The sequence below is a fragment of the Sinomonas terrae genome (assembly GCF_022539255.1).
In the GTDB taxonomy this organism is placed as follows: Bacteria; Actinomycetota; Actinomycetes; order Actinomycetales; family Micrococcaceae; genus Sinomonas; species Sinomonas terrae.
Window position 1 is genome coordinate 3,422,199 of sequence record NZ_JAKZBV010000001.1, and the last position, 25,142, is coordinate 3,447,340.

The 25,142-nt window shown below is 68.7% G+C and carries 25 protein-coding genes, 1 tRNA gene and 1 riboswitch; of the genes, 7 read left to right on the forward strand and 19 right to left on the reverse strand.

All coding sequences use genetic code 11. The features are described 5' to 3' along the window. Positions 1-8: 8 nt before the first annotated feature. Both crcB (L0M17_RS15755) and crcB (L0M17_RS15760) read left to right on the forward strand, forming a co-directional pair. A complete protein-coding gene (gene crcB, locus L0M17_RS15755) occupies positions 9-500 on the forward strand; it encodes a fluoride efflux transporter CrcB (protein WP_241055194.1) in 492 nt (163 codons plus the stop codon). Beyond that, positions 497-871, forward strand: a complete 375-nt coding sequence (crcB, locus tag L0M17_RS15760; RefSeq protein WP_241055196.1) for a fluoride efflux transporter CrcB — start codon at positions 497-499, stop codon at positions 869-871. The genes crcB (L0M17_RS15755) and crcB (L0M17_RS15760) overlap by 4 nt, the downstream gene beginning before the upstream one ends. A 172-nt stretch (positions 872-1,043) precedes the next feature. Here the strand turns inward: crcB (L0M17_RS15760) and L0M17_RS15765 are convergent, their stop codons facing one another. The 8 genes from L0M17_RS15765 to L0M17_RS15800 all read right to left on the reverse strand — a co-directional run bounded on the left by L0M17_RS15765 (position 1,044) and on the right by L0M17_RS15800 (position 9,287). Further along, positions 1,044-2,114 (reverse strand): zinc-dependent alcohol dehydrogenase family protein, encoded by a 1,071-nt coding sequence (locus tag L0M17_RS15765; protein ID WP_241055198.1) that lies wholly within the window; start codon positions 2,112-2,114, stop codon positions 1,044-1,046. Positions 2,115-2,197: 83 nt separating this feature from the next. After that, on the reverse strand, positions 2,198-3,133 hold the full coding sequence (gene sucD, locus L0M17_RS15770; RefSeq protein WP_241055201.1) for a succinate--CoA ligase subunit alpha: 936 nt from the start codon (positions 3,131-3,133) through the stop codon (positions 2,198-2,200). 12 nt (positions 3,134-3,145) lie between these two features. Beyond that, a complete protein-coding gene (gene sucC, locus L0M17_RS15775) occupies positions 3,146-4,309 on the reverse strand; it encodes an ADP-forming succinate--CoA ligase subunit beta (RefSeq protein WP_241055202.1) in 1,164 nt (387 codons plus the stop codon). Between the two features lie 221 nt (positions 4,310-4,530). Then, positions 4,531-6,972: a DNA helicase PcrA gene (gene pcrA / locus L0M17_RS15780; protein ID WP_372498071.1), complete on the reverse strand. Its 2,442-nt coding sequence runs from the start codon at positions 6,970-6,972 to the stop codon at positions 4,531-4,533. A gap of 90 nt (positions 6,973-7,062) precedes the next feature. Further along, positions 7,063-7,398 (reverse strand): hypothetical protein, encoded by a 336-nt coding sequence (locus L0M17_RS15785; protein ID WP_241055205.1) that lies wholly within the window; start codon positions 7,396-7,398, stop codon positions 7,063-7,065. Between the two features lie 91 nt (positions 7,399-7,489). Beyond that, the gene (locus L0M17_RS15790) at positions 7,490-7,999 is read right to left on the reverse strand and encodes a DUF892 family protein (protein ID WP_241055206.1); all 510 of its coding nucleotides are present in this window, start codon (positions 7,997-7,999) and stop codon (positions 7,490-7,492) included. A 128-nt stretch (positions 8,000-8,127) separates the two neighbouring features. Next, positions 8,128-8,316, reverse strand: coding sequence for a hypothetical protein (locus L0M17_RS15795; RefSeq protein ID WP_241055208.1), 189 nt, complete (start codon positions 8,314-8,316; stop codon positions 8,128-8,130). Between the two features lie 152 nt (positions 8,317-8,468). Beyond that, positions 8,469-9,287, reverse strand: a complete 819-nt coding sequence (locus L0M17_RS15800; protein WP_255732961.1) for an inositol monophosphatase family protein — start codon at positions 9,285-9,287, stop codon at positions 8,469-8,471. Between the two features lie 35 nt (positions 9,288-9,322). Between L0M17_RS15800 and L0M17_RS15805 the strand changes: the two genes are divergently transcribed. Continuing rightward, the gene (locus L0M17_RS15805; RefSeq protein ID WP_241055211.1) at positions 9,323-9,967 is read left to right on the forward strand and encodes a hypothetical protein; all 645 of its coding nucleotides are present in this window, start codon (positions 9,323-9,325) and stop codon (positions 9,965-9,967) included. Here L0M17_RS15805 and L0M17_RS15810 read toward each other — a convergent pair. Next, positions 9,924-10,667 (reverse strand): DUF998 domain-containing protein, encoded by a 744-nt coding sequence (locus L0M17_RS15810; RefSeq protein WP_241055212.1) that lies wholly within the window; start codon positions 10,665-10,667, stop codon positions 9,924-9,926. The two genes, L0M17_RS15805 and L0M17_RS15810, sit on opposite strands and share 44 nt — an antisense overlap. Before the next feature lie 93 nt (positions 10,668-10,760). Here L0M17_RS15810 and L0M17_RS15815 point away from each other — a divergent pair. Beyond that, positions 10,761-10,834, forward strand: a tRNA-Arg gene (locus L0M17_RS15815). Position 10,835: 1 nt separating this feature from the next. Next, on the forward strand, positions 10,836-11,291 hold the full coding sequence (locus L0M17_RS15820; protein ID WP_241055214.1) for a DUF6314 family protein: 456 nt from the start codon (positions 10,836-10,838) through the stop codon (positions 11,289-11,291). Here L0M17_RS15820 and L0M17_RS15825 read toward each other — a convergent pair. Together L0M17_RS15825 and L0M17_RS15830 are read right to left on the reverse strand one after the other, a co-directional pair. Further along, positions 11,275-11,682, reverse strand: coding sequence for an NUDIX hydrolase (locus L0M17_RS15825; RefSeq protein ID WP_241055216.1), 408 nt, complete (start codon positions 11,680-11,682; stop codon positions 11,275-11,277). The genes L0M17_RS15820 and L0M17_RS15825 overlap by 17 nt on opposite strands. A gap of 9 nt (positions 11,683-11,691) precedes the next feature. Further along, positions 11,692-13,593 carry an ABC transporter ATP-binding protein gene (locus L0M17_RS15830; protein ID WP_241055218.1) on the reverse strand — a complete coding sequence of 634 codons (1,902 nt, stop codon included), beginning with the start codon at positions 13,591-13,593 and terminating at the stop codon, positions 11,692-11,694. A 262-nt stretch (positions 13,594-13,855) separates the two neighbouring features. Between L0M17_RS15830 and L0M17_RS15835 the strand changes: the two genes are divergently transcribed. Next, entirely contained in the window at positions 13,856-14,590 is a 735-nt protein-coding gene (locus L0M17_RS15835; protein ID WP_241055220.1) for a hypothetical protein, read from the forward strand. Continuing rightward, a complete protein-coding gene (locus tag L0M17_RS15840) occupies positions 14,587-15,318 on the forward strand; it encodes a hypothetical protein (RefSeq protein WP_241055222.1) in 732 nt (243 codons plus the stop codon). The genes L0M17_RS15835 and L0M17_RS15840 overlap by 4 nt, the downstream gene beginning before the upstream one ends. Positions 15,319-15,458: 140 nt before the next feature. Here the strand turns inward: L0M17_RS15840 and L0M17_RS15845 are convergent, their stop codons facing one another. The 8 genes from L0M17_RS15845 to L0M17_RS15880 form a co-directional block, all read right to left on the reverse strand. Further along, complete coding sequence (locus tag L0M17_RS15845) at positions 15,459-18,515, reverse strand: alpha-mannosidase (protein ID WP_241055224.1); 3,057 nt, start codon at positions 18,513-18,515, stop codon at positions 15,459-15,461. A gap of 107 nt (positions 18,516-18,622) precedes the next feature. Next, a complete protein-coding gene (fdhD, locus tag L0M17_RS15850) occupies positions 18,623-19,477 on the reverse strand; it encodes a formate dehydrogenase accessory sulfurtransferase FdhD (RefSeq protein WP_241055226.1) in 855 nt (284 codons plus the stop codon). 83 nt (positions 19,478-19,560) lie between these two features. Then, entirely contained in the window at positions 19,561-20,958 is a 1,398-nt protein-coding gene (locus L0M17_RS15855) for a molybdopterin molybdotransferase MoeA (RefSeq protein ID WP_241055228.1), read from the reverse strand. Then, entirely contained in the window at positions 20,955-21,935 is a 981-nt protein-coding gene (locus tag L0M17_RS15860) for an NTP transferase domain-containing protein (protein WP_241055230.1), read from the reverse strand. The genes L0M17_RS15855 and L0M17_RS15860 overlap by 4 nt, the downstream gene beginning before the upstream one ends. Further along, positions 21,899-22,399, reverse strand: a complete 501-nt coding sequence (locus L0M17_RS15865; protein WP_241055233.1) for an HNH endonuclease — start codon at positions 22,397-22,399, stop codon at positions 21,899-21,901. The genes L0M17_RS15860 and L0M17_RS15865 overlap by 37 nt, the downstream gene beginning before the upstream one ends. Before the next feature lie 219 nt (positions 22,400-22,618). Beyond that, complete coding sequence (locus L0M17_RS15870) at positions 22,619-23,398, reverse strand: NlpC/P60 family protein (protein WP_241055235.1); 780 nt, start codon at positions 23,396-23,398, stop codon at positions 22,619-22,621. Between the two features lie 103 nt (positions 23,399-23,501). After that, a complete protein-coding gene (locus L0M17_RS15875; protein WP_241055237.1) occupies positions 23,502-23,798 on the reverse strand; it encodes a hypothetical protein in 297 nt (98 codons plus the stop codon). A 4-nt stretch (positions 23,799-23,802) separates the two neighbouring features. Next, positions 23,803-23,975, reverse strand: a riboswitch (cyclic di-AMP (ydaO/yuaA leader). 397 nt (positions 23,976-24,372) lie between these two features. After that, positions 24,373-25,068 carry an iron-dependent transcriptional repressor DtxR gene (locus L0M17_RS15880; RefSeq protein ID WP_241055239.1) on the reverse strand — a complete coding sequence of 232 codons (696 nt, stop codon included), beginning with the start codon at positions 25,066-25,068 and terminating at the stop codon, positions 24,373-24,375. Between the last annotated feature and the right edge of the window lie 74 nt (positions 25,069-25,142).

The window sequence follows — 25,142 nt, forward strand, 5'->3', positions numbered from 1 at the left end:
CTACCGATGTGGATCCCGACGCCGGGACCCTCGGCGTCCGGCGTCCGCAACGGCCGCTGCACCTCGATCCTCGGTACCTCCTCCTCGTGGCCGTCGGCGGCGTGCCCGGAGCCATCGCCCGCTATGGTCTGGAGCTGGCCCTCCCCACCCCTTCGGCGTGGCCTCTGCCCACACTCCTCATCAACCTCGCCGGGGCGTTCGTGCTCGGCATGCTCCTCGAGACCCTGACCCGCAGCGGTCCCGACCATGGACGGCGCCGGACACTTCGCCTCCTCATCGGAACCGGCTTCCTCGGCGCCTTCACGACGTACAGCACGTTCGCCGTCGACGCTGACAAGCTCTTCGAGGCGGGGCGGATCGACGCCGGAATCGGCTACGTCGTCGCTTCGCTCCTCGGCGGGGTCATCGCAAGCTTCCTCGGCGTCTGGCTCGGCGCCCGGACCTCCCGTAGTGCCCGGGCTTCCGGAAGTGCCCGGGCCTCGGGAAGGCGCACGCGATGACCGCGCTGCTGGTGCTTCTGCTCGGGCTCGCAGGTGGCCTCGGTGCGGTCGCCCGCTTCGTGGTCGACGGCGTCGTCCGCGCCCGCGTGCGCTCGGCGCTCCCGGCCGGGACGATCTTCATCAACGTCTCCGGCTCATTCCTGCTCGGACTCCTCGCAGGGGCGACGCTGCACGGGGCTCCCGCAGCGCTGCAGGCCATCGCGGGAACTGGTTTCCTGGGCGGCTACACGACGTTCAGCACGGCGAGCGTCGAGACGGTCAGGCTCATCCAGGCCGGCCGGGTCGGGATGGCGGCGGCGAACGCCCTCGTGACGCTGGTGCTCTCGCTCGCTACTGCAGCCCTGGGCCTCTGGATCGGCCTTATCTGGTAGCCTGCCGGCTCCTGAACCACAGCGCGAGCCACGCCAGTTCCACCGGGACGTCGGCGAGGTACGTGGCTCTGATCCGTCCGGGCAGCCCGTAGCGCAGGTCTATCGCGAGGAGGGTGCCGGCCGTGGCGATTCCCAGACGGTGTGCCTGGTCGGGGGTGCGAATCCCCGTCGTTCAGCGTGCCGCCCGCTCGGGGAGCAGCATGACCTTGATGGCCCGCCGCTCGTCCATGGCCGCGTAGGCCTCGGCGGCCTCCTCGAGCGGCAGGACGGAGTCGAAGACGAGGCCCGGCTCGATCGTGCCCGCAAGCACGTCGTCGAGCAGTTCCGGCAGGTAGGCGCGAGTCGAAGCCGCTCCCCCGCCCACGCTGATGTTCTTGGAGAACAGGACGCCGATCGGGAGTTCGGCCCCGCCAGCAGGGACGCCGACGAAGCCGAGGGCTCCGCCGGGGCGAGTGCAGCGAAGCGCTTGGTCCATGGACTCTGCGGTGCCCACGCACTCGAGCACCGAATCCGCCAGAACGCCTCCCAGGAGCTCGCGCACCTTGTCCGCTGCGGCCTCGCCGCGTTCGGCGACGACGTCCGTCGCACCGAACTTGCGGGCGATCTCGGCCCGGTCCTCGTGCCGGGACATCGCAATGATGCGCTCCGCGCCCAGCCGCTTTGCGGCGAGCACCCCGCAGAGTCCCACCGCGCCGTCGCCCACCACGACGACGCTTCGGCCCGGCCCCACGCGAGCCGCTACGGCCGCGTGGTGGCCTGTTCCCATGACATCGGAGAGGGTGAGGAGGCTCTTCAGGAGCGGCTCGTCGGGCTCGCTGACGCCCGGTACTGGCACGAGTGTGCCATCGGCCATCGGCACCCGCACGAGCTCGCCCTGGCCACCATCAACGTGGAAGCCATTCTCGTCGGCTCCACCCCACGCGGCCCGGTGGTCGCAGGCAACTTGCACGCCGTTGCGGCACTGTGGGCATTTGCCGCAGGAGACCGCCCATGGGGCGACCACGAGGTCGCCCACCTTGACCGTCGTCACGCCTTCGCCCACGGCCTCGACCACTCCGACGAACTCGTGGCCGATCGCGCGCGGCTGCTCGATGCTGCGCACGCCGCGGTACGGCCAGAGGTCTGAGCCGCACACGCACGCTGCGGTGACCCTGACGATCGCGTCGTCCGGCGTCTGGAGCTCGGGGGCCGGGCGATCCTCGACGCGGATGTCGCGGGTGCCGTGGATGATCGTGGCGCGCATCTTCTCTCCTACGGGGACCAAAAAGTGTTGCGCCGTCACGTCTGCAGGGTGTGACCCTGCGGACGTGACGGCGCAAGCGAGCCTCAGAGGCCTGAGGGCTCCTCGTGCTTCGGGTACACGGTGCGGAGGAGGTGGGCGGTCTCGGACGGCGTCTTGCCGACCTTCACGCCTGCGGCCTCGAGGGCCTCCTTCTTCGCCTGGGCCGTGCCGGAGGAGCCGGAGACGATGGCGCCGGCGTGGCCCATGGTCTTGCCCTCGGGGGCCGTGAAGCCAGCCACGTAGCCCACGACAGGCTTCGTGACGTTGTTCTTGATGAACTCGGCCGCGCGCTCCTCGGCGTCGCCGCCGATCTCGCCGATCATGACGATCGCCTTGGTCTCGGGGTCGGCCTCGAACGCCGCAAGGGCGTCGATGTGCGTCGTGCCGATGACAGGGTCGCCGCCGATGCCGATGGCCGTGGAGAAGCCGAGGTCACGGAGTTCGTACATCATCTGGTAGGTCAGCGTGCCGGACTTAGAGACGAGGCCCACGCCGCCCTTGCCCGTGATGTTCGCCGGGGTGATGCCCACGAGGGCCTCGCCCGGGGTGATGACGCCGGGGCAGTTCGGGCCGATGATGCGGGTAATCTGGTTGCCTTCGGCATCCTTCTTGGACTGCGCAAGGGCCCAGAACTCGGCCGAGTCCTGCACCGGCACGCCCTCGGTGATCACGACGACCAGGCCGATCTCGGCCTCGATCGCCTCGACCACGGCGTCCTTCGTGAAGGCCGGCGGCACGAAGACGATGGAGGTGTCCGCGCCGGTCTCGGCCATGGCCTCCTTGACCGAGCCGAAGACCGGCAGCTCGATCGGGGAGCCGTGCTGGTCCTCGTGCTTGACGGTGGTGCCGGCCTTGCGTGCGTTGACGCCGCCGACGACGTTCGTCCCCGCCGCGAGCATACGGGCGGTGTGCTTCGAGCCCTCGCTGCCCGTGATGCCCTGGACGATGACCTTGTTGTTCTTGTTCAGGAAGATCGACATTTCGTATGTCCCTTACTTAGCAGCCAGCTCGGCAGCCTTGTCGGCGCCCTGGTCCATGTTCTCGGCGAGGGTGACCAGCGGGTGGTTGGCCTCGTGCAGGATCCGGCGGCCCTCGTCGACGTTGTTTCCGTCAAGGCGCACGACGAGCGGCTTGTTCGCCGAGTCGCCGAGCTTGGAGAGCGCTCCGACAATGCCGTTCGCGACCGCGTCGCACGCGGTGATGCCACCGAAGACGTTCACGAACACGCTCTTGACCTGCTCGTCGCCGAGGATGATCGAGAGGCCGTTCGCCATGACCTCGGCCGAGGCGCCGCCTCCGATGTCGAGGAAGTTCGCCGGCTTGACGTTGCCGTGCTTCTCGCCGGCGTACGCCACGACGTCGAGCGTGGACATGACCAGGCCCGCACCGTTGCCGATGATGCCGACCTCGCCGTCGAGCTTGACGTAGTTCAGGTCCAGGGCCTTCGCCTTGGCCTCGAGCGGGTCCTCGGACTCCTTGTCCGCGAGCTCCTCGTGCTCCTTGTGGCGGAACGAGGCATTCTCATCGAGCGAGACCTTGCCGTCCAGGGCGATGAGATCGCCGGAACCGGTCTTGACGAGCGGGTTGACCTCGACGAGCGTGGCGTCCTCCCCCTTGAAGACGTCCCACAGCTTGACGACGACGTCCGCGACCTTCTCGCGCAGCTCGGGGGCGAACCCGGCGGCCTCGGCGATCTCAGCAGCCTTCGCGGCATCGATGCCCGTACCCGGATCGACCGGGACCTTCGCGAGCGCCTCGGGGCGCTCGACAGCGAGCTGCTCGATCTCCATGCCTCCCTCGACCGAGCACATGGCGAGGTAGTTGCGGTTCGCTCGGTCCAGCAGCACCGAGAAGTAGTACTCCTCGGCGATGTCCGCGCCCTGCGCAATCATGACCTTCTTGACCGTGTGGCCCTTGATGTCCATGCCGAGGATCTTCTGGGCATGCTCGAACGCCTCATCCGGCGTCTTCGCGACCTTGACACCGCCGGCCTTGCCGCGGCCTCCGACCTTCACCTGGGCCTTGACGACGGTCACGCCGCCAATCTTCTCGGCAGCAGCCTTCGCTTCCTCAGGGGTGTGCGCAACGATTCCGGCCAGCACGGGAACGCCGTGCGCCTCGAACAGATCGCGCGCCTGATATTCAAACAGGTCCACGGTTCAGTGTCCTCTACGTCGAAGTAGTTCTGACTCGGAACACCCATGGTTCGCCGTTGGGAGCTCCCCGTCGGCGGGCCCAGTGCTCCAAGGGGAAACTCTAGCCCCTCCCCACGGGCACAGTCCCCCGGGGGCGTTTTTCGTGACTAACCGCACAGCTCTACATCGTGTAGAATCCGCCTGCTCCTGGGCGGGACGCTATGCGGTTTTCGAGGTTCTGGTCAGCTCACTTTCGTGAGCGGCGCGTAGCGGAGCAGGAGCCGCTTCTCTCCCACTGAAAACGTGACCTTGGCGACCGTCTTGTCGCCAGAGCCCTCGACGCCGATCACCGTGCCATCGCCGAATGCCGTGTGGTTGACCTTGTCGCCGATCGCCACGGAGATGATCTCCTTCTGCGGCTGAACCCGATTCGCCCTGACCGAAGCGGGAGGGGACGAAATCGCGTCGAACTGCGCGTTCCGGCTCGCTCCGGAGCCCCAGTAGGAGCCCGAGTAACGAGACGAGAAGCGGTCGCCCGCCGTCCCGACCGCCGGCGGCCGCGCCGAACCCTCGCGCTTCCAATCGATGAGCTCGGCCGGCACCTCCCCGATGAACTGGCTCGCAGGGTAGTACTCGCTCTGACCCCAGAGGCTGCGCACTTCGGAACGTGTGAGGTAGAGCCGCTCACGCGCACGCGTCAGCCCAACGTAGGCGAGGCGCCGCTCCTCCGCGAGTTCCTCGGGATCGGTGGCCGAACGCCGGTGTGGGAACACACCGTGCTCCATGCCGGTGAGGAACACGACGGGGAACTCGAGGCCCTTTGCCGTGTGGAGCGTCATGAGCGTCACGACACCCTGGCGTTTCGCCTCGGCGACCGCAGCCTCGACCTCCTCTTGGGAGGCGCCGGGTGCGTCCGGGATCTGGTCCGCGTCCGCGACGAGCGAGACCTGCTCCAGGAAGTCGGAAAGCGTCCCCTCCGGGTTGTCCCGCTCGTATTCGCGGACGACGGCGACGAGCTCCGCGAGGTTCTCGACGCGGGACTCGTCCTGGGGGTCAGTCGAGTTACGCAGCCCGGCGAGGTAGCCCGTCTGCTCGAGCACCGCCTCGAGCGAAGCGGCCGCGCCGGAGCCCGCGGCCACGACGGCGAGGTCGTCGAGGAGCTTCACGAAGCCTTTGACCGCGTTGACGGAACGCGTCGCCATGGCGGGAGCCTCGTCGGCGCGGCGCATCGCGGCCATGAACGAAATGCGGTCCCGTTCTGCGAGCGCTGCGAGTGCGCCCTCCGCGCGGTCTCCGATCCCCCGCTTCGGCTCGTTGAGCACGCGGCGCAGGTTGACGTCGTCGTCCGGGTTGACCAGGACCCGCAGGTAGGCGAGCGCGTCCTTGATCTCCTTGCGCTCGTAGAAGCGCGTGCCGCCCACGACCTTGTACGGCAGGCCCACGCGCATCAGGATCTCTTCGAGGCTGCGGGACTGCGCGTTCGTTCGGTAGAAGACGGCGACGTCGCCGGGCCGGTAGTCCCCCGTGTCGACAAGCCGGTCGATCTCGCCCGCGATGAAGCGGGCTTCTTCATGCTCGTTCTCGGCGGCGTAGCCGATGATCTTCTCGCCATTCCCTTCGGCCGTCCACAGCGTCTTCTCCGGACGGTTGGGGTTGCGGGAGATCACGGCGTTGGCGGCCGAGAGGATCGTCTGGGTCGAGCGGTAGTTCTGTTCGAGCTTGATGGTGCGCGCGTTCGGGTAGTCCTTCTCGAACTCCACGATGTTGCGGATGTCCGCGCCGCGGAACGCGTAGATCGACTGGTCCGAATCGCCGACCACGGTGAGCTCAGCCGGCTCCGGGCTCTGCTCGTCTTCCTTGGTGCCGACCAGCTCACGTACCAGTGCGTACTGCGCGTGGTTCGTGTCCTGGTACTCGTCGACGAGCACGTGGCGGAACCGCCGCCGATAGCCCTCGGCGACGGCCGGGAACGCCCGGTACATGTACACCGTCTCGGCGATGAGGTCGTCGAAGTCCATTGCATTCGACTGGCGCAACCGCTGCGCGTAGCCCCGATAGACCTCGGCCACGCCGGCCTCGAACGGATCGTTCATGTTCGCGCGAGCCGCGAAGTCCTCGGCGTCGATGAGCTCGTTCTTGAGGGCGGAGATCTTGTTCTGCACCGCCTTCGGGGCAACCTTCTTGGGATCGAGCTCAAGGCCCTTGTGAACGAGGGTGATGAGCCGCAGCGAATCCGCAGCGTCGTAGATGGAGAAGTTCGAGTTGAGTCCGACGGCGGAAGCTTCCCTCCGCAGGATCCGCACGCAGGACGAGTGGAACGTCGAGATCCACATCCGCTTCGCCCGGTCGCCGACGAGCGATTCGATGCGATCGCGCATCTCGGCCGCGGCCTTGTTGGTGAACGTGATCGCGAGGATCTCGCCGTGGTGCGCCCGGTGGGTCGCGATGAGATAGGCAATGCGGTGCGAGAGCACCCTCGTCTTGCCGGACCCTGCTCCCGCGACGATGAGCAGCGGGCTTCCCGCATGCACCACCGCCTCATGCTGCTGCGGGTTCAGCCCCTCGAGCAGCCGTTCGGCACGGGCGTCCACGGCATCGGGGACCGGAGGCTCAAGCTCGTCCGGATCCTGCACGCCCCCAGGCGTGCCGGGTTTGGGCAGGTCAGCATACGGATCGAAGAGCATCTCCATGATGCATCCATTTTAAGGCCGCGCCCCGACAGTTCTGGGCGCGGCTTCAACCCGAGGCGGCGCCCAACCCACCGGCAAGCCGGTCTAGGCGTTGGTCTGGTCCTCCTCAGGCGGCCGCCGGACCCCGTAGCGGTGCCCCTCGGAGTCCGTCACGACATCGATCCCCTCGAGCTCGCGGGACTCCTTGACGTCCTCTGGATTGCGGGTGTGAGGCGCCTCTTCGCTCAGATCGCGGTGCGCGGCAGGGCCGTAGACACTCCGCAGGTGCCCCATCGTCCTCATGAAGTGACCGAGTCTCGAGTGCGGGGCACCGGGCTCCTGCCGCAGGTCTGCCCGATCGCTCCTTGCGTGCTGAGGCTCTCCTGGCTGCGCGCCGCCCGCGTTGGCGTAGGCCTCGCCATCGGTCGCGGATTCGCTCATGGTTCCTTCATCCTCTCCAACGCCCCCACCTTCTCAACGCTGCCCCGGCGCGTCCGGTTCAATCCAGCAGTCAATCCAGCGGACTCCCGCCTCAGTCAGGACTCGCCTGGACCGTCTCGCTGCTCTCGAAGACCTCTCCCAACAGCCCGAGAATCCGATTCCTCGCCGAAAGCAGCTCGACCAGGATCTTCTCGAGGCGTTCGGCGATGCTGGCATCGAGCCAGTCACGGGCATAGACCGCGAGCGGCTCGTAGACAGCGACGGACCCGTAGAGGACTTCGAGCGAGAGCGGCAGGACCGCCAAGTCGAGGAGCGACTTGTCCGTCTTCCGCAGGATCGCGTTCGCCTCATGATTAAGGCCGTCGGCCGTGTGCCCGGCTGGCACGGCCACGTTCCGCTCGAGGTCGGCGAAGATGTCCTCGAGAACGGCGGCGTGCAGTCGGGCTTCCTCTTGGAGGTCCCGCATGAGGGCGTTGACGGCCCTTCGCTGGGCATGTTGCTCAAGGGTGCCGAGCGTCACGATGGCCCGGCGGCTCGTGCCGCGGGCGATGCCCAGACGGTAGACGAAGAGTTCATGGGCTTCAGTGAAGTATTCGAACACAGCGCAACCTCGCTTTCCGCGGACCCGCTGGCCGCGGACGCCAAGGCAGCGGCCGTGCCGAGCAGTCCCTCCCACAATTTTCCCCCGGGTCGGGGGAGGCAGCAATGCCCGGCACGGCCGGGCAGACGTCAGTCCTCGACCTTTCGGTGCTGCTCAGCGATGTCGGCCGGGTCGGCCTCGACGACGACGTTCTCGTCGTCGATCACGCTGTCCTCGTCATCCCACACCGGCAGATCCGGCTCCACGGAGTAGTCGAGCGACGGATCCTCGTCTTCGCTGAGGCTGCGGACCGGATCCTGGTTTTCGATGCTGGCCATGATGCCCCTCCTAGCTGTCGCTGACTGGGTCCTTCCAGCACAGCATCGCTCACAGCATGGGTCAAGCAGCATGGGTCAATCTGGGGGGTCAAGCCGGGGGGACAAACCGCGGGTCAAGGCACCATCGGACAGATCCCGGGGGCCGCCGCGCGTCAGGCGAATTGCACCTCGGCGAGGGCGGCGAGGATCTCGCCGACCGCCGTAGGGCCGCCCGCGACGAACCATGTGAGCCCGTTGACGACGACGGTGCCCGTGCTCCCGCCTGCCGCGCCGAGGATCGCCTTCCCCGGCAGCCAGTCCCACTGGGGACATGAGTGCTGGAACCAGGCGCCGATCTCGCCCTGGGCAACACGCGCGAGGTCGCACGACCCGGAGCCGAGGATGCGGATCGAGGCGGCCTTGATGGCCGCGTTGTGCCACGGCATGGCAGAGAGCGGCTGCTCGAGCCAGCGAGGCTGGATCGAGGTCGCGGTGCCGAGCATGGCCAGCGGCAGGTCAGCGGGCCCGGCGAGGGGCTCCCCGTTCAGCGTCGCCGGCACGTCCGCTCCCCCGACCCAGAGCTTGTCCTCCTGAGGCTGGAAGATCGCGCCGAGGTCGACGTCGGGGTCGCACTCGGTCGTCGCGGCCTCGCCCCGGAGTGCGATCGCCGAGCACCAGTAACGGGAGCCCGAGAAGAAGTTGAACGTTCCGTCGACGGGGTCGATCACCCACGTGCGGCCGGAGGACGAGGCGATCGAAGCTCCTTCCTCCCCGAACACACCGTCGTCGGGACGGCATCGCACCAGCTGGTCGACGACGTAGGCCTCCGCGGCCTTGTCCGCGGCGGTGACGATGTCCGAAACCGAGGTCTTGCGTTCGGCCGAGAGCCCCTCCGTGCGCATTCGCAGGGCAAGACTGCCGGCATTGCGGACGAGGGCGGCCGCGAGCGCGGCGTCGTCGAGGGCAGGATCGAGGGCCAGATCTTCGGTCAGCTGGGGCACCCCACCAGCCTAGCGATAATGGAATCATGTCCAAGACCCCCGCCCAACGCGCCCGCAAGCACGGCGAGAGAGCCGCCGTCGCCCCCTCGGCGCAGCAAGGCGCACGCACCCCTGTACAGCCCATGCGGCCCGCCCAGCCGGGGGAAGGCAACCCCAAGCTCATCATCATCGCGGCGCTGGGCGCCACGCTGTTCATGTTCTGGTACTTCCACCTGCTGACGCTCACCCAGATGACGCAGCTCAGCAACGGGCTCGCGATGCCTGACTCGCTTATCGGCGGCTTCTCGACGGGGTACGTCCAGCAGCTCCGCGGTGTCCTGAACTCCGACGCCTTGGGGCAGCTGAGCTACGTGCACAAGACGGCGGGGACGATCTTCGTCGTCGTCTTCGCCCTTACCTTCCTCCTCGTCTTCGGCACGTGGGCCAAGTCCAAGGCCGTGCGCTGGGCGGGTTTCGCGGGCGTGCTGGTCTTCGCCGTCGTGAGCATCTGGGGGCAGATCGCGATCGACGACGCCCTGGGCTCCCACACGTTCAGCGCGGGCCTCGCGGCGCTCGCCTCGGTGCTCGTGGTCCTCGGCTGGGTGCTGTTCCTCCTCCTCGTGCTCGGCGGCGGGGCGATCGCGCTCGTCAGCTGGCGGGAGAAGAAGGACGAGCAGCCCGCAGACGCCTGATCTCGGCCTGCTGGCGCTGCGCACCAGCGAAGATGACGGCACCCATCAGCGCGATGCCGAACGTGATCGGATAGGCCATGAAGCGCTCGAGCAGGCCCGGTTCGGGTACCTGGAGGCGGGTCGTGGCACCGATCACGGTCGAGACGAGCGAGAGCACGCCGAGGCCGAGGACCGCCCACCCTGCGGCCGTGTGGGCGAGCCATTGCGCCCCGAGGATGACGAGCGCCAGCGAGGCACCCCCGAAGTAGAACCCGGCGCCGATCAGGTGCAGCGCGTCGATCGAATCCTCCGGGACGAGGCCGACGACGACGAGCCCGGCGCCCGCCGCGGCGAGCAGAATGCGGGCCGCCGTGGTCGCCGTGAGCCCCCTCGGCGAAGGCTCGGTGGGGCGGGCAGCAACGCCGAGGACGGTCGAGGTGATGAGGGCGGCTGCCAAGAGCATGCCAAGCCCTTGCAGCACGAACGAGCCGTTCATGAGCCAGTTCAACGGCGAGCAGACTTCCCTCCCCGAGTGGAGCCCGCAGCGTAGCGCACCGAGGTCGCTGATGAAGTTCGCGGACCGGCTGTACGGCGTCGGGCCCGCCCAGCGGAGCGCGACGACTGCCTCGGCCACGAAGAACTGCACGACGCTCACGGCGGACCACGCGCCCAGATAGTGCCGTACGTCCGCCGGAGCGGGGAAGGTCTCGCGGGATCGCATGAGCACACACTAGCGAGCAGCACCGACAGCCGGTGGCGCAACCCCGCGCGCGAAAACGATATGCTTGAGAGCGTGCCCGGGACACCCGGGCGGGCCCCCGTAGCTCAGTAGGATAGAGCGGCCCTCTCCTAAAGGGCAGGCCATCGGTTCGATTCCGGTCGGGGGCACTTGTCGTATTCAGTGCCGGATCTGCGCTCCTATCTGAGCGGCATCTGGGCGGTCGAGCGCAGGATGCTCGATCGCTCCACGGGCACCACCGGCACCTTCATGGGAAGCACGGTCTTCGCCCCCGGCCCAGCGTCAGCGGACGACGGCGCCCTGCTCCAGAGCGAGCACGGAACCGTCCGCTGGGGGGACCACGAGGGGCCCGCGGCGCGCGAGTACGTGTGGCGGCCGACCGATGCGGCCGCCACGATGGACGTCTTCTTCCCCGACGGGCGGTTCTTCCACCGTGTATCGCTCTCCGCGGACTCGTCCGGCCTGCGCGCCCAGCACTGGTGCGACCCGGACGACTACCGCGTCTCCTACACCGTCCTCGGCCCCGACCAGTTCCGCTACGTGTGGGACGTCAGGGGCCCCGCGAAGGACCTCCTCCTGACGAGCACCCTCACGCGACATTCCTGAGGGCCGGGAGCACGTGGTCGGTCAGGAGCGGCGCGAGGTCTTCCGGCAGCTCCCCACCGAGGTCGAGCCAGCGGAGCTCGGCGATCTCGGCTGAAGCGTGGATCTCGGCAGGATCGTGGGTCCCCGGAGCGGTGAAGACGGTCGCCTCGATGTCCATACCGGCTTCGTTCGCGGCCCCGGCAACCCAGAACCCCATCGGCTCGAGCTCATCAGCAGCCACGAGGATCCCGACCTCTTCGGCGAGCTCGCGGCTCGCGGCCTGCGCCGCGGTCTCGCCCGGTTCCGGCTTCCCGCCGGGGTGCATGAAGCGGCTCGTCCCGCGCTTCCGGACGGTCAAAAGGCGACCATCGGAGGAGAAGACGCAGACGGCGGAAACGACGATCGGAGGCACGGGACGAGCCTAACCCGCGAGGTCCACCCCGGCGTCCTCGGCAACCGCGACCGCCTGGGCGAACTGCGTGTTGTACAGCTCGGCGTAGCGGCCCCTGGCCGCGAGCAGGTCGGCGTGGGTCCCGCGCTCCACGATCCGGCCCTCCTCGACGACGAGGATCTGGTCGGCCGCCCGGATGGTCGAGAGGCGGTGGGCGATGACGAGCGCCGTACGGCCCTCAAGGGCCTCCGTGAGGGCGGCCTGAACGGCCGCCTCGTTCGTGGAGTCGAGCGAGGCCGTCGCCTCGTCGAGGATGACGACGCGCGGCTGCGCGAGCAGCAGCCGGGCGATCGTGAGCCGCTGGCGCTCGCCGCCGGAGAGCCGGTAGCCGCGCTCCCCCACGACCGTCTCGAGGCCGTCCGGCAACGAACGGACCATTCCGTCGAGCCTCGCGCGCCGCAGCGCGTCCCACAGTTCGTCGTCGGTCGCGACCGGGGCGGCGAGGCGCAGGTTGGTCGCGATGGATTCGTGGAAGAGGTGGCCGTCTTGGGTCACCATCCCGACCGTGCCGCGGAGCGAATCGAACGTGGTGTCCCGCACGTCGACCCCGCCGATCCGCACGGCCCCCGAGTCGACGTCGTACAGGCGCGCGATGAGCTGCGCCGTCGTCGACTTCCCGGCCCCCGACGACCCGACGAGCGCGACCGTCTGGCCCGGCTCGACCGCGAACGAGAGCCCGTGGAGGACTTGCTCGCCTCCCCGCGTGTCGAGCACGGCGACCTCTTCGAGCGAGGCGAGCGAGACCTTTTCCGCCGAGGGGTAGGAGAACCGCACGTCGTCGAACTCGACCGAGACCGGCCCTTCCGGGAGCGGCCGCGCCGAATCCTTCTCGCGGATGAGCGGGACGAGGTCGAGCACCTCGAAGACGCGCTCGAAGCTCACGAGCGCGCTCATGACGTCCACGCGGGCGTTGGACAGTGACGTGATGGGTGCGTACAGCTTCGTGAGCAGCAGGGCGAGCACGACGACGTCGCCCGCCGCCATCTGCCCGCTCACCGCGAGCCAGCCGCCCACCCCGTAGACGAGGGCTAGGGCCAGCGAGGAGACCAGCGTGAGCGACGTGATGAAGGCGAACGCGAGGACCGTGCTCCGGACGCCGATATCCCGCACGCGCTTTGCCTTTGCGGCGAACTCGGCGGATTCCTCGTCGGGCCGGCCGAACAGCTTGATGAGCGTTGCGCCGGGCGCCGAGAAGCGCTCGGTCATCTGGTTGCCCATCGCGGCGTTGTACGCGGCCGCCTCGCGGCGCATGTCGGCGATCTTCGCGCCCATGCGCCGCGCGGGCAGCAGGAACAACGGCAAGAGGAGGAGCGAGAGGAGCGTCACGAGCCACGACTTCTGCACCATGACCGCGATGGTCAGGATGAGCGAGACGCTGTTGCTCACCACGCCGCTCAGTGTGCCGGCGAAGGCCGACTGCGCGCCGATGACGTCGTTGTTGAGCCGGCTCACGAGGGCACCGGTGCGCGTGCGCATGAAGAAGGCGATCGGCATCTTCTGCACGTGGTCGAAGACGGCGCGGCGCAGATCGAGGATCACCCCCTCGCCGATGAGCGAGGACATCCACCGCGAGAGGAGGCTGAAGCCAGCGTCCGCTATCGCGAGGACGCCGATGAGCGCCGCAAGGAAGACCACGGGACCCAGGCCCGAGCGGGCCACGATCGCGTCCACGACTTGGCCCGCGAGGACCGGTGTGGCCACGGAGACCACCGCGTCGAGGATCGAGACGATGACGAAGACCAGGATCCGCAGGCGGTAGGGCCGGGCGAAGCCCAGGACCCGCTTGAGGGTGACCTTGGTGAAGGGATTGGCCCCATCCTTTGCCTTGCCCATGGCGTGCATGTAGCTCCACGCCGCCCGGTCCATGCTCATGCGCCGGTCACCGCCTTTCCGTGCCTAGTAAGGATAGGCCCGGCCGCGCACGCCTCGCACAACTGGGCTGGCCGCAGAAATGAGCCGTCCGCAGGAGGGATCTGGCCTAGGAATTGAAGGGCCCGCCGGCTCGCGATTGGGGGGTGCGCGAGCCGACGGGCTTGAATTCAGCATAGACCACCCCGAGACGGTCGTAAAATCAAAATCGGTCGCTACGCCATCTATCTCTGGGAGCCGCCCGACCTGACGAGGAAGGTCCTGAATGTCCGTCTCCGCCATCGCGTTCCAGCGCTGGATCAGCCAGCTGGCCCCTGGGTCGAGTACCGCCGACGTGTGCCGTCAGTCGGGCGTCAAGCGGAGCACCCTCGCCCAGCAGCTGGTGCGCGGAAAGGTCGCGGAGACGACCGTCGTCGCCGTCGCGCGCGCCTACGGACGCAATCCCGTGCTGGGCCTCGCGGACTTCGACCAGTACCGCGAGCTCGCCGCGAGCGTCGCGCCGCCCACGGATGCAGAGGTACTGAGCCAAACCCCGACCGCGCGGCTGCTCCAGGAGCTCCTCGTGCGCGTCGGAGCCCAGCCCTCTGTGCCGGCTCCGCCGCAGCCCGGCGAGCTGCCCCTCGGAGAGCAGCCCGCCGTGCGCCAGTGGGTCGAGGCAATTGACGACGGCGAACTCCGCCACCGCGTGAGCCTCGCCGCGGGCATCGCCCCCCAGAACTACTCGGCGCAGCTGAGCGCTAACCGGCTAACGCCCGAGCTCGCCGTCCGCACGGCGCGGGAGGCCGGCGTCGGACTCCGCAACGGGCTCGTGGTCACGGGCCTCGTGACGGCGGACGAGGCGGGATGGCCGCCGTCGGCCGTCCAAGACGCCTTGGGGCGGCTGAGCGATGCGGAGCTGACGCTGCTCGCCTCGGAGCGGCTCGCCGTGCTAGGCCGCTCCCTCAAGCGCCAGGAGCACGACGAGCGCGCCTCCCGCCGAGCATGGGATCATCTAGCGTGATCTTGCTCCAATGGGGGACGTGCGCGATCGTCACAATCCTCCTGCTGACCCGGCTGCCCGCCTTCCTGCGCGGGCACAACCGACTCATGTTCTGGCTCATGACGTTGCTCGACCTCGCCGTCCTGCTCAGCATCGGTGGCCCCTACCTCGCGGTCGACCACCTTCTCGGCGGCCACAACGTAGCCAACCTCGTCCTGCGCTTCATCATCTTCGGCTTCACGCTCCTGCTCGGCGTCCGCGTGGCCCGCGCGTTCTCCGGCTTCCGGGCCGAGCGCGCGCTCCTCGGCCCCTTCGGGCTCGGGCTGCTCGCCGCGGCGAGCGCAGTCCTCGTGGCCTCGTTCGTGCTTTCCGATCTGGCCACCTCACGCGTCGGATTCAACACGCCGGACCTTGAGCTGTGGCCGGCCATCTACGGCACGATGGGGCGGCTCTATCCGACGTTCACCGGGATTGTGCTGCTTCCAGTCCTCACGGCGGCGGTGCGGCGTCCGGGCCCCGCTCTCCTGCGCTGGGCCGCGGCGCTGCTCGGCCTCGGCTACTTCGACCTAGCCATTTCGAACATCATCACGGTCCTCCCGAAGGAGGACCTGTGGCTGTCCCAGACGATCAACTACAGCACGATCCTGCTGCTCTGCTCGGGGCTCGCCCTCGTCTGGGTGTCGTCGCTCATCGGCAGGGCGCGCCGCCGTAACTTCGCCGACACAGAAGTAAAAAATCCACACACTTGATGAACGAGTTCACAAATTCATTACTGTGTGCCAGAATCATGGATGTGTGAACGCGACCGTCAGGGGGATGGGCGCTTCTGCATTGGGGGGATGAGTGGCGGCGGCCTTCGGGCCGCCTCCACTCAGCCCAGGAAGAGCTTCTACAGATCCCTCCGGAACCTCAGCGTCACGATCTGGAACGGTCTCAAAACCATCGACGCGGAGCCCTCGGGCCCGCTCACCACGCGGGCCGCTGTTGCCTCACCGCTCGCCCACGGCCGCTCAAGCAGGTCGACAGAACTGACTCCCGCCGCAGCGAATCCCGGAACGACATTGGCCGCTGCCCGCTCGCCGCGTGACTCGTAGAGCCGCACGACGACGTCGCCCGAGCCGTCCTCCGCAAGCTTGACGGCCTCCACAACCACACCCGGGTTGTCAACCGCCACGAGCGGAGCCGCCTCGCGCGCGCCGTCCACGATCCTCGGCTCGAGGTTCGTCCGGTAGCCCTCCTCGACAGCGTCCTCGATCCCGGCGCCCGGGCGCACCGTCACGATGAACTCGTGCCGCCCCTGGTCCGTCTCCGGGTCGGGATAGCACGGGGAGCGGAGCAGCGAAAGCCGCACGAGCGTCGTGGTGCCTCCGTCCGCGCGGACGCTCCGCGTGACGTCGTGCCCGTAGGTGGACGAGTTCGTGACGGCGACCCCGAAGGTCCCTTCCCCCACGTGGATCCAGCGGTGAGCACACGTCTCGAAGCGGGCCCAGTCCCACGAGGTATTGGTCGCGATGGGGCGGAACACGTGGCCGAACTGGATCTCGGACGCGGAACGCTCGGCCCTCAGATCGAGCGGGAAGCCGAGCTTGAGGAGCTTCTCCCGCTCATGCCAGTCGACGGTCGTCTCGATCCGCAGCGACGGGGAGCCCGGCGCGAGCACAAGGCGCTGCGTGACGCTCGATTCGCCGAACTCACGTCGCACCTCGATCGAGGCCTCCGCGCGAGTGCCCGGCGCCACGGCAACCGAGGTCGCCTCGTCGAGCCGGGTCGAGACGCGCCGGTAGAAAACGTCGATGTCCCACGCGTCCCATTCGTTGGGCGTGTCCCGATGCAGTTCGAGGAGATTGCCCGCCTCGCCCGGCGCAATGGCCTCGCGCCCGCTTGCGGCGTCGCGCAGCGACACGAGCAGCCCGCGCTCGTCGACTTCGGCCCGCACGAGGCTGTTCTCGAGGACCCAGCGGCGGCCACCCGCCGTCGTCCGCTCGCCCACCTCAGCGTCGGAGGCAGAACGCACTACGGCGCGGGCCCCCAGAGCGGGGACGCCCTCGCGTGCGTGCGGCGCGGCGTTGAGCAGGAGAGGCGTGCTGCCCTCGCCGACGACGGCGCGCGCGGCCGCGGCGATGATCCGCTCGAGTTCGGCCTCGACTGCGGCGTAGTTGCACTCGGCATCGTGGTGGACCCACGCGATTGCACTTCCGGGCAGTATGTCGTGGAACTGCTGCAGGAGGACCGTGCGCCAGAGCCGCTTGAGGTCGGCAGCCGGGTACACGGCACCGGCCCGGACGGTCGCAGTCGCGCACCAGAGCTCGGCCTCGCGCAGGAGGTGCTCGCAACGCCGGTTTCCGCGCTTCGTTCCCGCCTGGGTCGTGAAGGTGCCGCGGTGCTTCTCGAGGTACATCTCGCCGGTCCAGACGGGAGCGTCGGGGTACTCGGCCTCCGCCTCGGCGAAGAAGTCGCTCGGCCGCCCCAGCTCGACCCGGGGTGAGCCCTCGAGGTCCCGGGCGCGGTGGGCGGCAGCGAGCATCTCCCGGGTCGGGCCGCCGCCGCCGTCGCCGTAGCCGAACGGGACGAGCCCCAAGGTGGCGCGGCCCTTCTCGCGGAAGTTGCGCTCGGCGTACGCGAGCTCGGAGGCGGCGAGGTCGGAGTTGTAGTTGTCGGTCGGAGGGAAGTGGGTGAAGACGCGGCTCCCGTCGATCCCCTCCCAGTAGAAGCTGTGGTGGGGGATCCTGTTGACCTGATTCCACGAGGTCTTCTGGGTGAGGAAGTAGCGCGCGCCGGCAGACTTCACGATCTGCGGCAGGGAGGCGGAGTAGCCGAACGAGTCCGGCAGCCAGCACTCCTCGCATTCCACCCCGAACTCCCCGAGGAAGAAGTGCTTGCCCTCGATGAACTGGCGCGCCATCGCCTCGCCGCCGGGCATGTTGCCGTCCGCCTCGACCCACATGCCCCCCACGGGCACGAATCGGCCCTCCGCGACCTTCTCCTTGATGCGCTCGAAGAGGTCCGGATAGAGATCCTTGATCCACGCGAGCTGCTGGGCGGACGAGCACGCGAACGTGAACTCCGGGTCGGCGTCCATGAGCGAGACGACGTTGGAGAACGTGCGGGCGCACTTGCGCATCGTCTCTCGCACGGGCCAGAGCCATGCCGAGTCGATGTGCGCGTGTCCCGTTGCCACGAGGCGCATCGAACTCGCCGTGGCCGGGGCCGCGAGCACCCCGGCGAGGGCCTCGCGCCCGGAGGCCGCGGTGCGGGAGACGTTGTCGGGGTCCATGACGTCGCACATCCGCTCGAGGGCGCGCAGGATCTCGTAGCGCCTCGGGCGATCCATCGGGAGTTCGTGCATGAGCCCGCGGATGCTGTACACGTCCTGCACGAGCTCCCATACCTCGAGGTCGCGCTCAGCGAGCTCCATCCGGCCGAGCCTGTAGAGGGGCTCGCGGCTGGCCGTCTCAAGGTCGCCTTGGGCTGTGGGCACGAAGCCCCAATTCTGCGCTAGGTCCGGGTTCGCCGCCGCTTCGAGGTAGAAGACGACGGCGGGGCCTCCGCCGAGCGCCGCGAGCGGGATGTAGCGATTGCGGGGGTTCACGGCCTTGATCGGCGTCGCTTCGACGGACCAGGCGAGTCCCTCGCATTGGAAGCCCGGCACTTGGGGTGAGAAGCCGAGGTCGACGACGGCCTCCACCTCGAAGCCTGCCTCACCCCACCCCTCGGGCACGTCGGCTGAGAGCCGCAGCCACGTGGTCCCCCAGGTCGGCCCCCAGGCCTCTCCCTCTTGAGCGGGCCGATACTTCTGCCCGAGCGCCTCCGTCACCCGGACCGGCTCCCCCGGAGCGTCCCACCGCTCGGCAGTGAGCGGGATGCTCCGGCGGTAGATGGCCGGTTCGAGCCGATCTCGAAGAAATCTGTCGATGCGCGCTTCAGTGATGAGCCGGTCGTCGTGCACGTGCTCTCTCGATCCAATCGATGGAGTAACGGTCCCCCTTCAAACCTACTCGACCGTAGCCGCGAGTGGAAGCGCTTGCCTTTCCGCTCCTGGCTGAGAGTTCTGCGTCAGGAGAGCAGCCTTTCGTGCCCCGCGTAGACGTTGAACCCCGCGCCTCGGCTGAAGCCGATGAGGGTGACGCCAGTCTCTTCGGCAAGCTCCGCGGCGAGCGAGGACGGCGCGCTGACCGCGGCGAGCACCGGGATCCCCGCCATCGCGGCCTTCTGTACGAGCTCGAATGAAGCCCTGCCCGAGACCTGCAGCACGGTGCCGGACAGCGGGAGCGCTCTTGATCGCAGGGCCCACCCGATGACCTTGTCCACCGCATTGTGCCGCCCCACGTCCTCCCGCAGGCACAACAGCTCCGCCGACGTCCCGCCCTCGCCCACGCGGAAGAGGCCTGCGGCGTGCACGCCGCCGGTCTTGTCGAAGAGCCCCTGCGCCTCGCGGAGCCGGGCAGGCAGGCCGGCGACGAGCTCAGGGAGGAGGCGAACGCCGTCGTCCGCTGGACTGTGGTGCCCCGAGCGCCGGACGGACTCGATCGAATCCGTCCCGCAGATGCCGCACGAGCTGGACGTGTAGACCGCGCGGCCGGTCTCGGGCATCGTGACGTCCGGGCGCAATTGGGCCTGGACCACGTTGAATGTCTGGCGCCCGTCCTCGTCCTCGCCGCCGCAGAACCGCTCGGCGATGATCTGCCCGGGCTCCCACACGACGCCCTCGGAGACGAGGAAGCCGGCGACGAGGTCGAAGTCGTCTCCCGGCGTGCGCATGGTGACGCTGTAGGTGAAGGTTCGGGAGGGACCTGAGAGACGGATCTCGAGCGGCTCCTCGACTGCGAGCACATCCTCCTTGTCCCGCACCGGATATTCGCTGCCGAGGACGAACTTGCGCACGCGGCGCCGCTGGCTCAGCCGGCCCATGGGGATCCCTCCATCACTGCTCGTAAACACCATCCTGCCCCTCCCAGCCGCCTCAAAACGAGCGCGGCCGGCGCTGTCTGCGATCAGGCATCGAGCGCGCTCCAGTCCACGGGCTCCTTCGACGAGACGCTCCTACGCTTCGGCTTCGGCTTGGCGGCAGTTTCCACGGCGGGCTCGACGAGCGGCCGTCCCCACGGGAGCGGCAGCACCTGCACAGGTTCGCCGAGCTGGACGCCGTGTGGCGGGATCACCATGACGCCGTCGGCCCGCGCGAGCCCGCGCAGCATCCCCGACCCGGTGGCACCGGCCGGCGACGCCATCCCATACATGCGCCGGAAGGGGACGAGCCGCGTCCGCTTGAGCTCGGGCTCGAAGACGGTTCCCGACGGCAACTCGACCGTATTCAACGGAGGGCGTCCCCCGAGGGTGGAGAGGAGCGGCTCCCCCACGGCAAGAAAGCCCATGACCGCGGCAAGAGGGTTTCCCGGGAGTCCCACGAAGAACCGCCCGTCAGGCAGTTCCGCGAGAACCGTCGGGTGGCCGGGCCGCATCGAGATGCCGTCGACGAGCAGGCGTCCGCCCAGCCGGGCGACGACGTCGCGCAGGTGATCGGACTCGCCTTTGCCGGTGCCGCCCGTGGTGATGACGACGTCGGCCGGGCCGAGTTGTGATGGGGCGCTCGCGCTTCCGCTTCCTTCTACCGCGTCTTCTACCGCGTCTTCTACCGCGTCTTCTACCGCCGTGTCTGCTACGGCGTCGTCCGCGAGGGCCGCATGCCACTCCTCGGCGGCGTCGCCGATCTTCTGCTGGCCCACGAGGATCCCCCCGTAGGCCGCCACAAGCGGTGGGATGAGGAAACTGAAGACGTCGCGGACCCGTCCCGGCTCGGGCATCCCCGACTCGACGACCTCTGAGCCCGTGCGCACGATCCGAACTAGTGGCCGCCCCTCGACCGGAAGTTCGTCATACCCGGCGATCGCGGCCAGCGCGAGCTGGGCTGGTCCGAGCTCCGTGCCCACCGGCAGCAAGACGTCTCCGGGCTGGGCTTCCTCTCCGGCGGGTCGGAGGTCCGCCCCGCCGGAAGGCGAGCCGGGGGGCGCCGCGGGGCCCAGGCGGAGGTGCGGGAGGCCTTCGTCATCCGGCGCGATCTCGCCGTACTCGCGGCGCAGGACGGCACGGGCCCCCGCTGGCAGCGCGCCCCCCGTCACGATGGGGCTCGCCTGATGCGCGGCGAGTGGTTCCCCAGGCTCGGCGAGGATCCACGGCCCAGTGCCGCTCACCGCCCAGCCATCCATGGCCGACGACGCGTAGTGGGGCAACGGCGTGAGCGCGGTGAGGTCCTTTGCCAAGGCCCGGCCCGCGCACGCAGAGAGCGGGGCTTCGGCCGGCGGAATCGGGGATCCCGCCGCGGCCGCCGCCGCGCGGGCCTCCGACCATGAGTGGTGCAGGGAGTGCGCGGCGCCCGCGGCGCCGTCGCTCATTCCCCGGACCCGGCCCGATCGGCCCGCGACTTCAGGGCCCGGCGCGCGACGTCGATGGCCGATTCCATCGCGACCTTCTCTCCGGCTTGCCCGCTGCCCGCGGCAAACCCTGCCGCGTAGGCCGCGATGAAGGTCGTGAGCGGTGCCGCTGGGCGCACGACACCGTGCGCGGCCACCCCCGCGAGACCGAGCACCGCGTCGATGTCGACCTCGAGCCCATCGAGCTCGAAGGCCTCAACAAGCTCGGCGCACCATGCCCGCAGGATCTCGTCGTTGTCCGTCTCCGGCATCTCGGGCTCCTCGTACTCGCTCTGCGCGCCCGGTCGTTCCGGGCGGGGGATGCCCCAACGCTCCGCGGAGGACCATGTGTCGACGTCGTCGGCCAGGCCTGGCTTCAGGCGCAGGGGCTGCACCGACAGCCTAGCAACGAGATGCCGCAAGGGCCGGTCGGCCAGACCGCCGTCGTCGGCCAAGGCGGCGAGGGCCCGTTCGAGGGGAGCGCGCCGGTACAGTGCGAGGAGCGGCTGCGGGCGGCCCCCTTCATCCTCGGCGAGCACGACGTCGGCGGGGGGTTCAAGCGCGCAGGCCGCAAGAAGAGGGGCGAACGCCTCGCCCGCGCGCGGGAGATCCGCGGCAAGGACGGCGACCCACGGTGCGCCCCGCCCTTCGATCGACGGAGCGAGCGCGGCGACGCCCGCTCCAAGGGCGGCGACGGGCCCAGCGAACAGCGGCGACTCGCGCGCCCAGCCCACGGAGCGAGGCACGTGCTGTCGGGGGCCCACGACGACGACCCTCTCCGCCCCGCCCACGGCACCGAGGGCGCGATCGAGCAGCGTGACGCCCTCATAGACGAGCTGGGGCTTGGGGTAGCCGCCGAGCCGCGAAGCCCGGCCCCCGGCCAGGATGACAGCATCGAACGCGGGCGCCTTCTGGTGGGCGTTCAGGCCGCCGACTCCGGGAGGAGGAAGGGACTCCACTGGGCGATCGGCTTCTCGAGTTCCTTGATCTGCCAGATCGTCCCGACCGGGGTCTGGGGAGTGAAGCGAAGCTTCCACCCCATCTCGGCTGGAGTGTGGTCTCCCTTGAGGTTGTTGCAGCGCAGGCAGCACGCCACCAGATTCTCCCAGGTGTCCTGGCCGCCGCGCGACTTCGGAAGCACATGGTCGATGGTGTGGGCGGTCTTGCCGCAGTAAGCACACAGGTGCCCGTCTCTGCGAAGCACCCCGCGTCTGCTGACCGTCGCGGTGTGCGTTCTCCGGGGTCTGATGTAGCGGTTGAGCAGGATCACTGACGGGCGCCCGAGCACATCGCGCGGACCGACGACTGGATCGCCGTCCTCCGCGACGATGCTCGCCTTTCCGGCGAGGACAAGCACGAGGGCCCGGCGGAAGCTCACTACCGCCAATGGTTCGTAACCGGCATTCAGGACGAGTGTGCGCATGCTGCGTTCCTCTTCACGGCCGCACCCGATCAGGGGCACAGGGCCGGCTGCCCTGTGCATGGTCGGGCTGATCGACCCTTTTAGAGTACTGAACGAATTTGCAGTTTTACGAACCACGACGGTGTTCGGCCGCAACCTCTACCGATTGTTCACTCCCCTGATACCAAAAACGGCGCCCCTCCCTTCAGGGAGAGGCGCCGTTTTAGGAGAAGACCGGGATCAGCGGTCGACGTGGATGAAGACGGGGCCGGAACCGACGTTCACGCTGTAGAGAACAGTGTTGTCGCCGTCCCAACCGCCGTGGACAGCCATGCCGTTGCCGACGTAGACGGCGATGTGGGCCATGCCCATGCCACCGTTCTGGTAGTACACGAGGTCGCCGGGCTGGGCCTCGGAGCCACTCACAATGTGGCCGAGGGACATGTAGTCGGCCGGCCAGCCGTGGAAGTAGATGCCGACCGCGGCGAGCGCGTTCGTCACAAGCATCGTGCAGTCCTGGTGGACGCCGAGCTGTGCGTAGGCGGCAGCGGCGATCGCCGCGCCCTTCCCGCTCGAGGAGGCGGCGGGAGCCGTCTGGACGGCGGCGGTCGCGGTGGCCGTCGTCGTAGCGGCAGGGGCGGGGGCGGGAGTGGTATCCGCTGCGGGAGTGACGTTGGTCGCGGCCTGCTGAACAGGGGCAGGCGCCGGAGCAGGAGCCGGAGCGGCTTCCGACCCGACGGCCGGCCGCTCGAAGCTCACCTGGGCACCAGCATCGGCGGCGACGTTGGCGTCAACGGCGGTCTGGACCTGCAGAGCAGCAGGTGCGGAAGCATCACGCTGAGTGGGGAGCTCGGCCGCGTTGGCGGCAACGCCGCTCGTCAGGACCAGGCCCGAAGCGGCAGCGATGACGGCAGCCTGACGGCCCATGCCGCCGGCGTTCTCCGTCACGGCCTTCGCGATGATGGCGATGGAGGAGGTGTTCTCGGCCCGGTGCCGAGCGATTCCAGCACGAGTGGACATCTGGGGCGTTTCTCTCTTTCGTCGCCCGCGCGCCTGGGGGTTTTGGCACGCGGATGAGGACGCGGCCGTTGGGGGACGGCCGTGAACCCTCACGGTCAGGGGGTCAGCGGAACGTACAGAAGCCGCAACCGGCGGCGTGCGAGTGCATGCCGGAAATCGACTTCTTTGACGCGACGACGCTCGAGAAGCGGGCGCTGCCGACGTCGGAGAGGACCGAGGCTTTGCGCTGCAGCTTGTTTGACACGGGCGAACCCGTGGCAACAGTCAAGCGTGGCGCAGCGGCGACGGCCGTACGGCCGACGATGCCTGCGTCATCGGGCATGGCCGGAGCAGCAGCCGTGGTACGGCTGTTGCGGGCCGGCATGGCCCAACGACGCGCAATGACGTTGCGTGACGACACAGAGGTAGCCTCTCCCAATGCCTGCGAGGTGAGCTGTCGGGTTCGGACTGGAAGTATCCGGCCTCCCGGTGCAAGCACCGGGCTGCTTTACCCCAAGGACCTCCGTGAGGAGGCCCGAAATTGGTTCCCCCGCCCCTGCCAGACGGTTGTGCGAACGGACTCCGGCCAGCGGCAGAGCTAGGCAATCCGACCGGATGTTCCAACTTGGTTGGAGCTGGAACACGAACGAGCGTAGCCGACTTCTCACGGAAAGTCACATTCGGATCACAGCGGTATCTCAGATGATCACGGCCAGGACACGGATCTTGGTCCAAAAACCCCGGAATCACGGGCTTGCCGCCCCTTCAAGGGTCCATTGAGTCGGTTCACGACTCGATGGCAGGGTGAGTGAGAAGTGTCACCCGAGGGCGATTCGTGATCTTGCCGTGACCTTTAGTGAGATAGCGGTCGCGGGTAGCGTTCTCTCATTTGTCCAAGAAGTAGATTTTTTCCTTCTCGGCGTGTTCGAACCTGTGAGATCTGTCCCACAGGCTACAGTGACCCAAATCCAGCGGCGGTCACGAGCCAGCCGCACTCACGAGATCGAGACAAAGACGTGGGCGGCGACCTCGACGGGAAGCTCGAGGGCGCCGTCGACCTCGGGCGTCCGCACCGAGATGTAGTCGCCAACCCGCTCGAGCGCGAGCTTCGCCCCCGGACGGATCCCGCCCTCGTCGAGCTGGGCGAGGAGCTCAGGGTCCACTTGGATCGGCTCCGCGAGGCGGCACACCATGACCCGCGACCCCGGCGCATACTCCCGCATAGCATCGACCAGGGTGATCACACCTACTGTGAAAGCCTCTGAGGGCTCGCCGCCAAGGGCCTCGAGTCCGGGGATCGGGTTGCCGTACGGCGATTCGCTCGGGCGCCCCAAGAGCTCGTACAGACGCCGCTCGACGCGCTCGCTCATGACGTGCTCCCAACGGCAGGCCTCGTCGTGGACATAGGCCCAGTCGAGCCCGATGACGTCGGACAGGAGCCGCTCGGCGAGCCGGTGCTTGCGCATGACCTCGGTTGCGCGCTTGCGCCCCAGGACCGTGAGCTCGAGGTGGCGGTCCCCCGTCACCACCACGAGGCCGTCACGCTCCATGCGGGCGACCGTCTGCGACACCGTGGGACCCGAGTGCCGAAGGCGCTCCGCGATGCGCGCCCGCAGGGGAACGATCCCCTCCTCCTCGAGTTCGAGGATGGTGCGGAGATACATCTCAGTGGTGTCGATGAGGTCGGTCATGCGGCCAGCGGCTCCTTGGAAGCGAAACAGCGGTTCCCGCGCCTGGCGGAGGAACAGGGCGCGCAGCACGGTGA

What these genes read in the sequence shown, in the direction of transcription:
- crcB (WP_241055196.1), top strand. Translation starts at nt 497, where the DNA reads ATGACCGCGCTGCTGGTGCTTCTGCTCGGGCTCGCAGGTGGCCTCGGT.
- L0M17_RS15765 (WP_241055198.1), bottom strand. Translation starts at nt 2,114, where the DNA reads ATGCGCGCCACGATCATCCACGGCACCCGCGACATCCGCGTCGAGGAT.
- sucD (WP_241055201.1), bottom strand. Translation starts at nt 3,133, where the DNA reads ATGTCGATCTTCCTGAACAAGAACAACAAGGTCATCGTCCAGGGCATC.
- pcrA (WP_372498071.1), bottom strand. Translation starts at nt 6,972, where the DNA reads ATGCTCTTCGATCCGTATGCTGACCTGCCCAAACCCGGCACGCCTGGG.
- L0M17_RS15785 (WP_241055205.1), bottom strand. Translation starts at nt 7,398, where the DNA reads ATGAGCGAATCCGCGACCGATGGCGAGGCCTACGCCAACGCGGGCGGC.
- L0M17_RS15795 (WP_241055208.1), bottom strand. Translation starts at nt 8,316, where the DNA reads ATGGCCAGCATCGAAAACCAGGATCCGGTCCGCAGCCTCAGCGAAGAC.
- L0M17_RS15805 (WP_241055211.1), top strand. Translation starts at nt 9,323, where the DNA reads ATGTCCAAGACCCCCGCCCAACGCGCCCGCAAGCACGGCGAGAGAGCC.
- L0M17_RS15810 (WP_241055212.1), bottom strand. Translation starts at nt 10,667, where the DNA reads ATGCGATCCCGCGAGACCTTCCCCGCTCCGGCGGACGTACGGCACTAT.
- L0M17_RS15830 (WP_241055218.1), bottom strand. Translation starts at nt 13,593, where the DNA reads ATGAGCATGGACCGGGCGGCGTGGAGCTACATGCACGCCATGGGCAAG.
- L0M17_RS15835 (WP_241055220.1), top strand. Translation starts at nt 13,856, where the DNA reads ATGTCCGTCTCCGCCATCGCGTTCCAGCGCTGGATCAGCCAGCTGGCC.
- fdhD (WP_241055226.1), bottom strand. Translation starts at nt 19,477, where the DNA reads ATGGGCCGGCTGAGCCAGCGGCGCCGCGTGCGCAAGTTCGTCCTCGGC.
- L0M17_RS15855 (WP_241055228.1), bottom strand. Translation starts at nt 20,958, where the DNA reads ATGAGCGACGGCGCCGCGGGCGCCGCGCACTCCCTGCACCACTCATGG.
- L0M17_RS15865 (WP_241055233.1), bottom strand. Translation starts at nt 22,399, where the DNA reads ATGCGCACACTCGTCCTGAATGCCGGTTACGAACCATTGGCGGTAGTG.
- L0M17_RS15870 (WP_241055235.1), bottom strand. Translation starts at nt 23,398, where the DNA reads ATGTCCACTCGTGCTGGAATCGCTCGGCACCGGGCCGAGAACACCTCC.
- L0M17_RS15880 (WP_241055239.1), bottom strand. Translation starts at nt 25,068, where the DNA reads ATGACCGACCTCATCGACACCACTGAGATGTATCTCCGCACCATCCTC.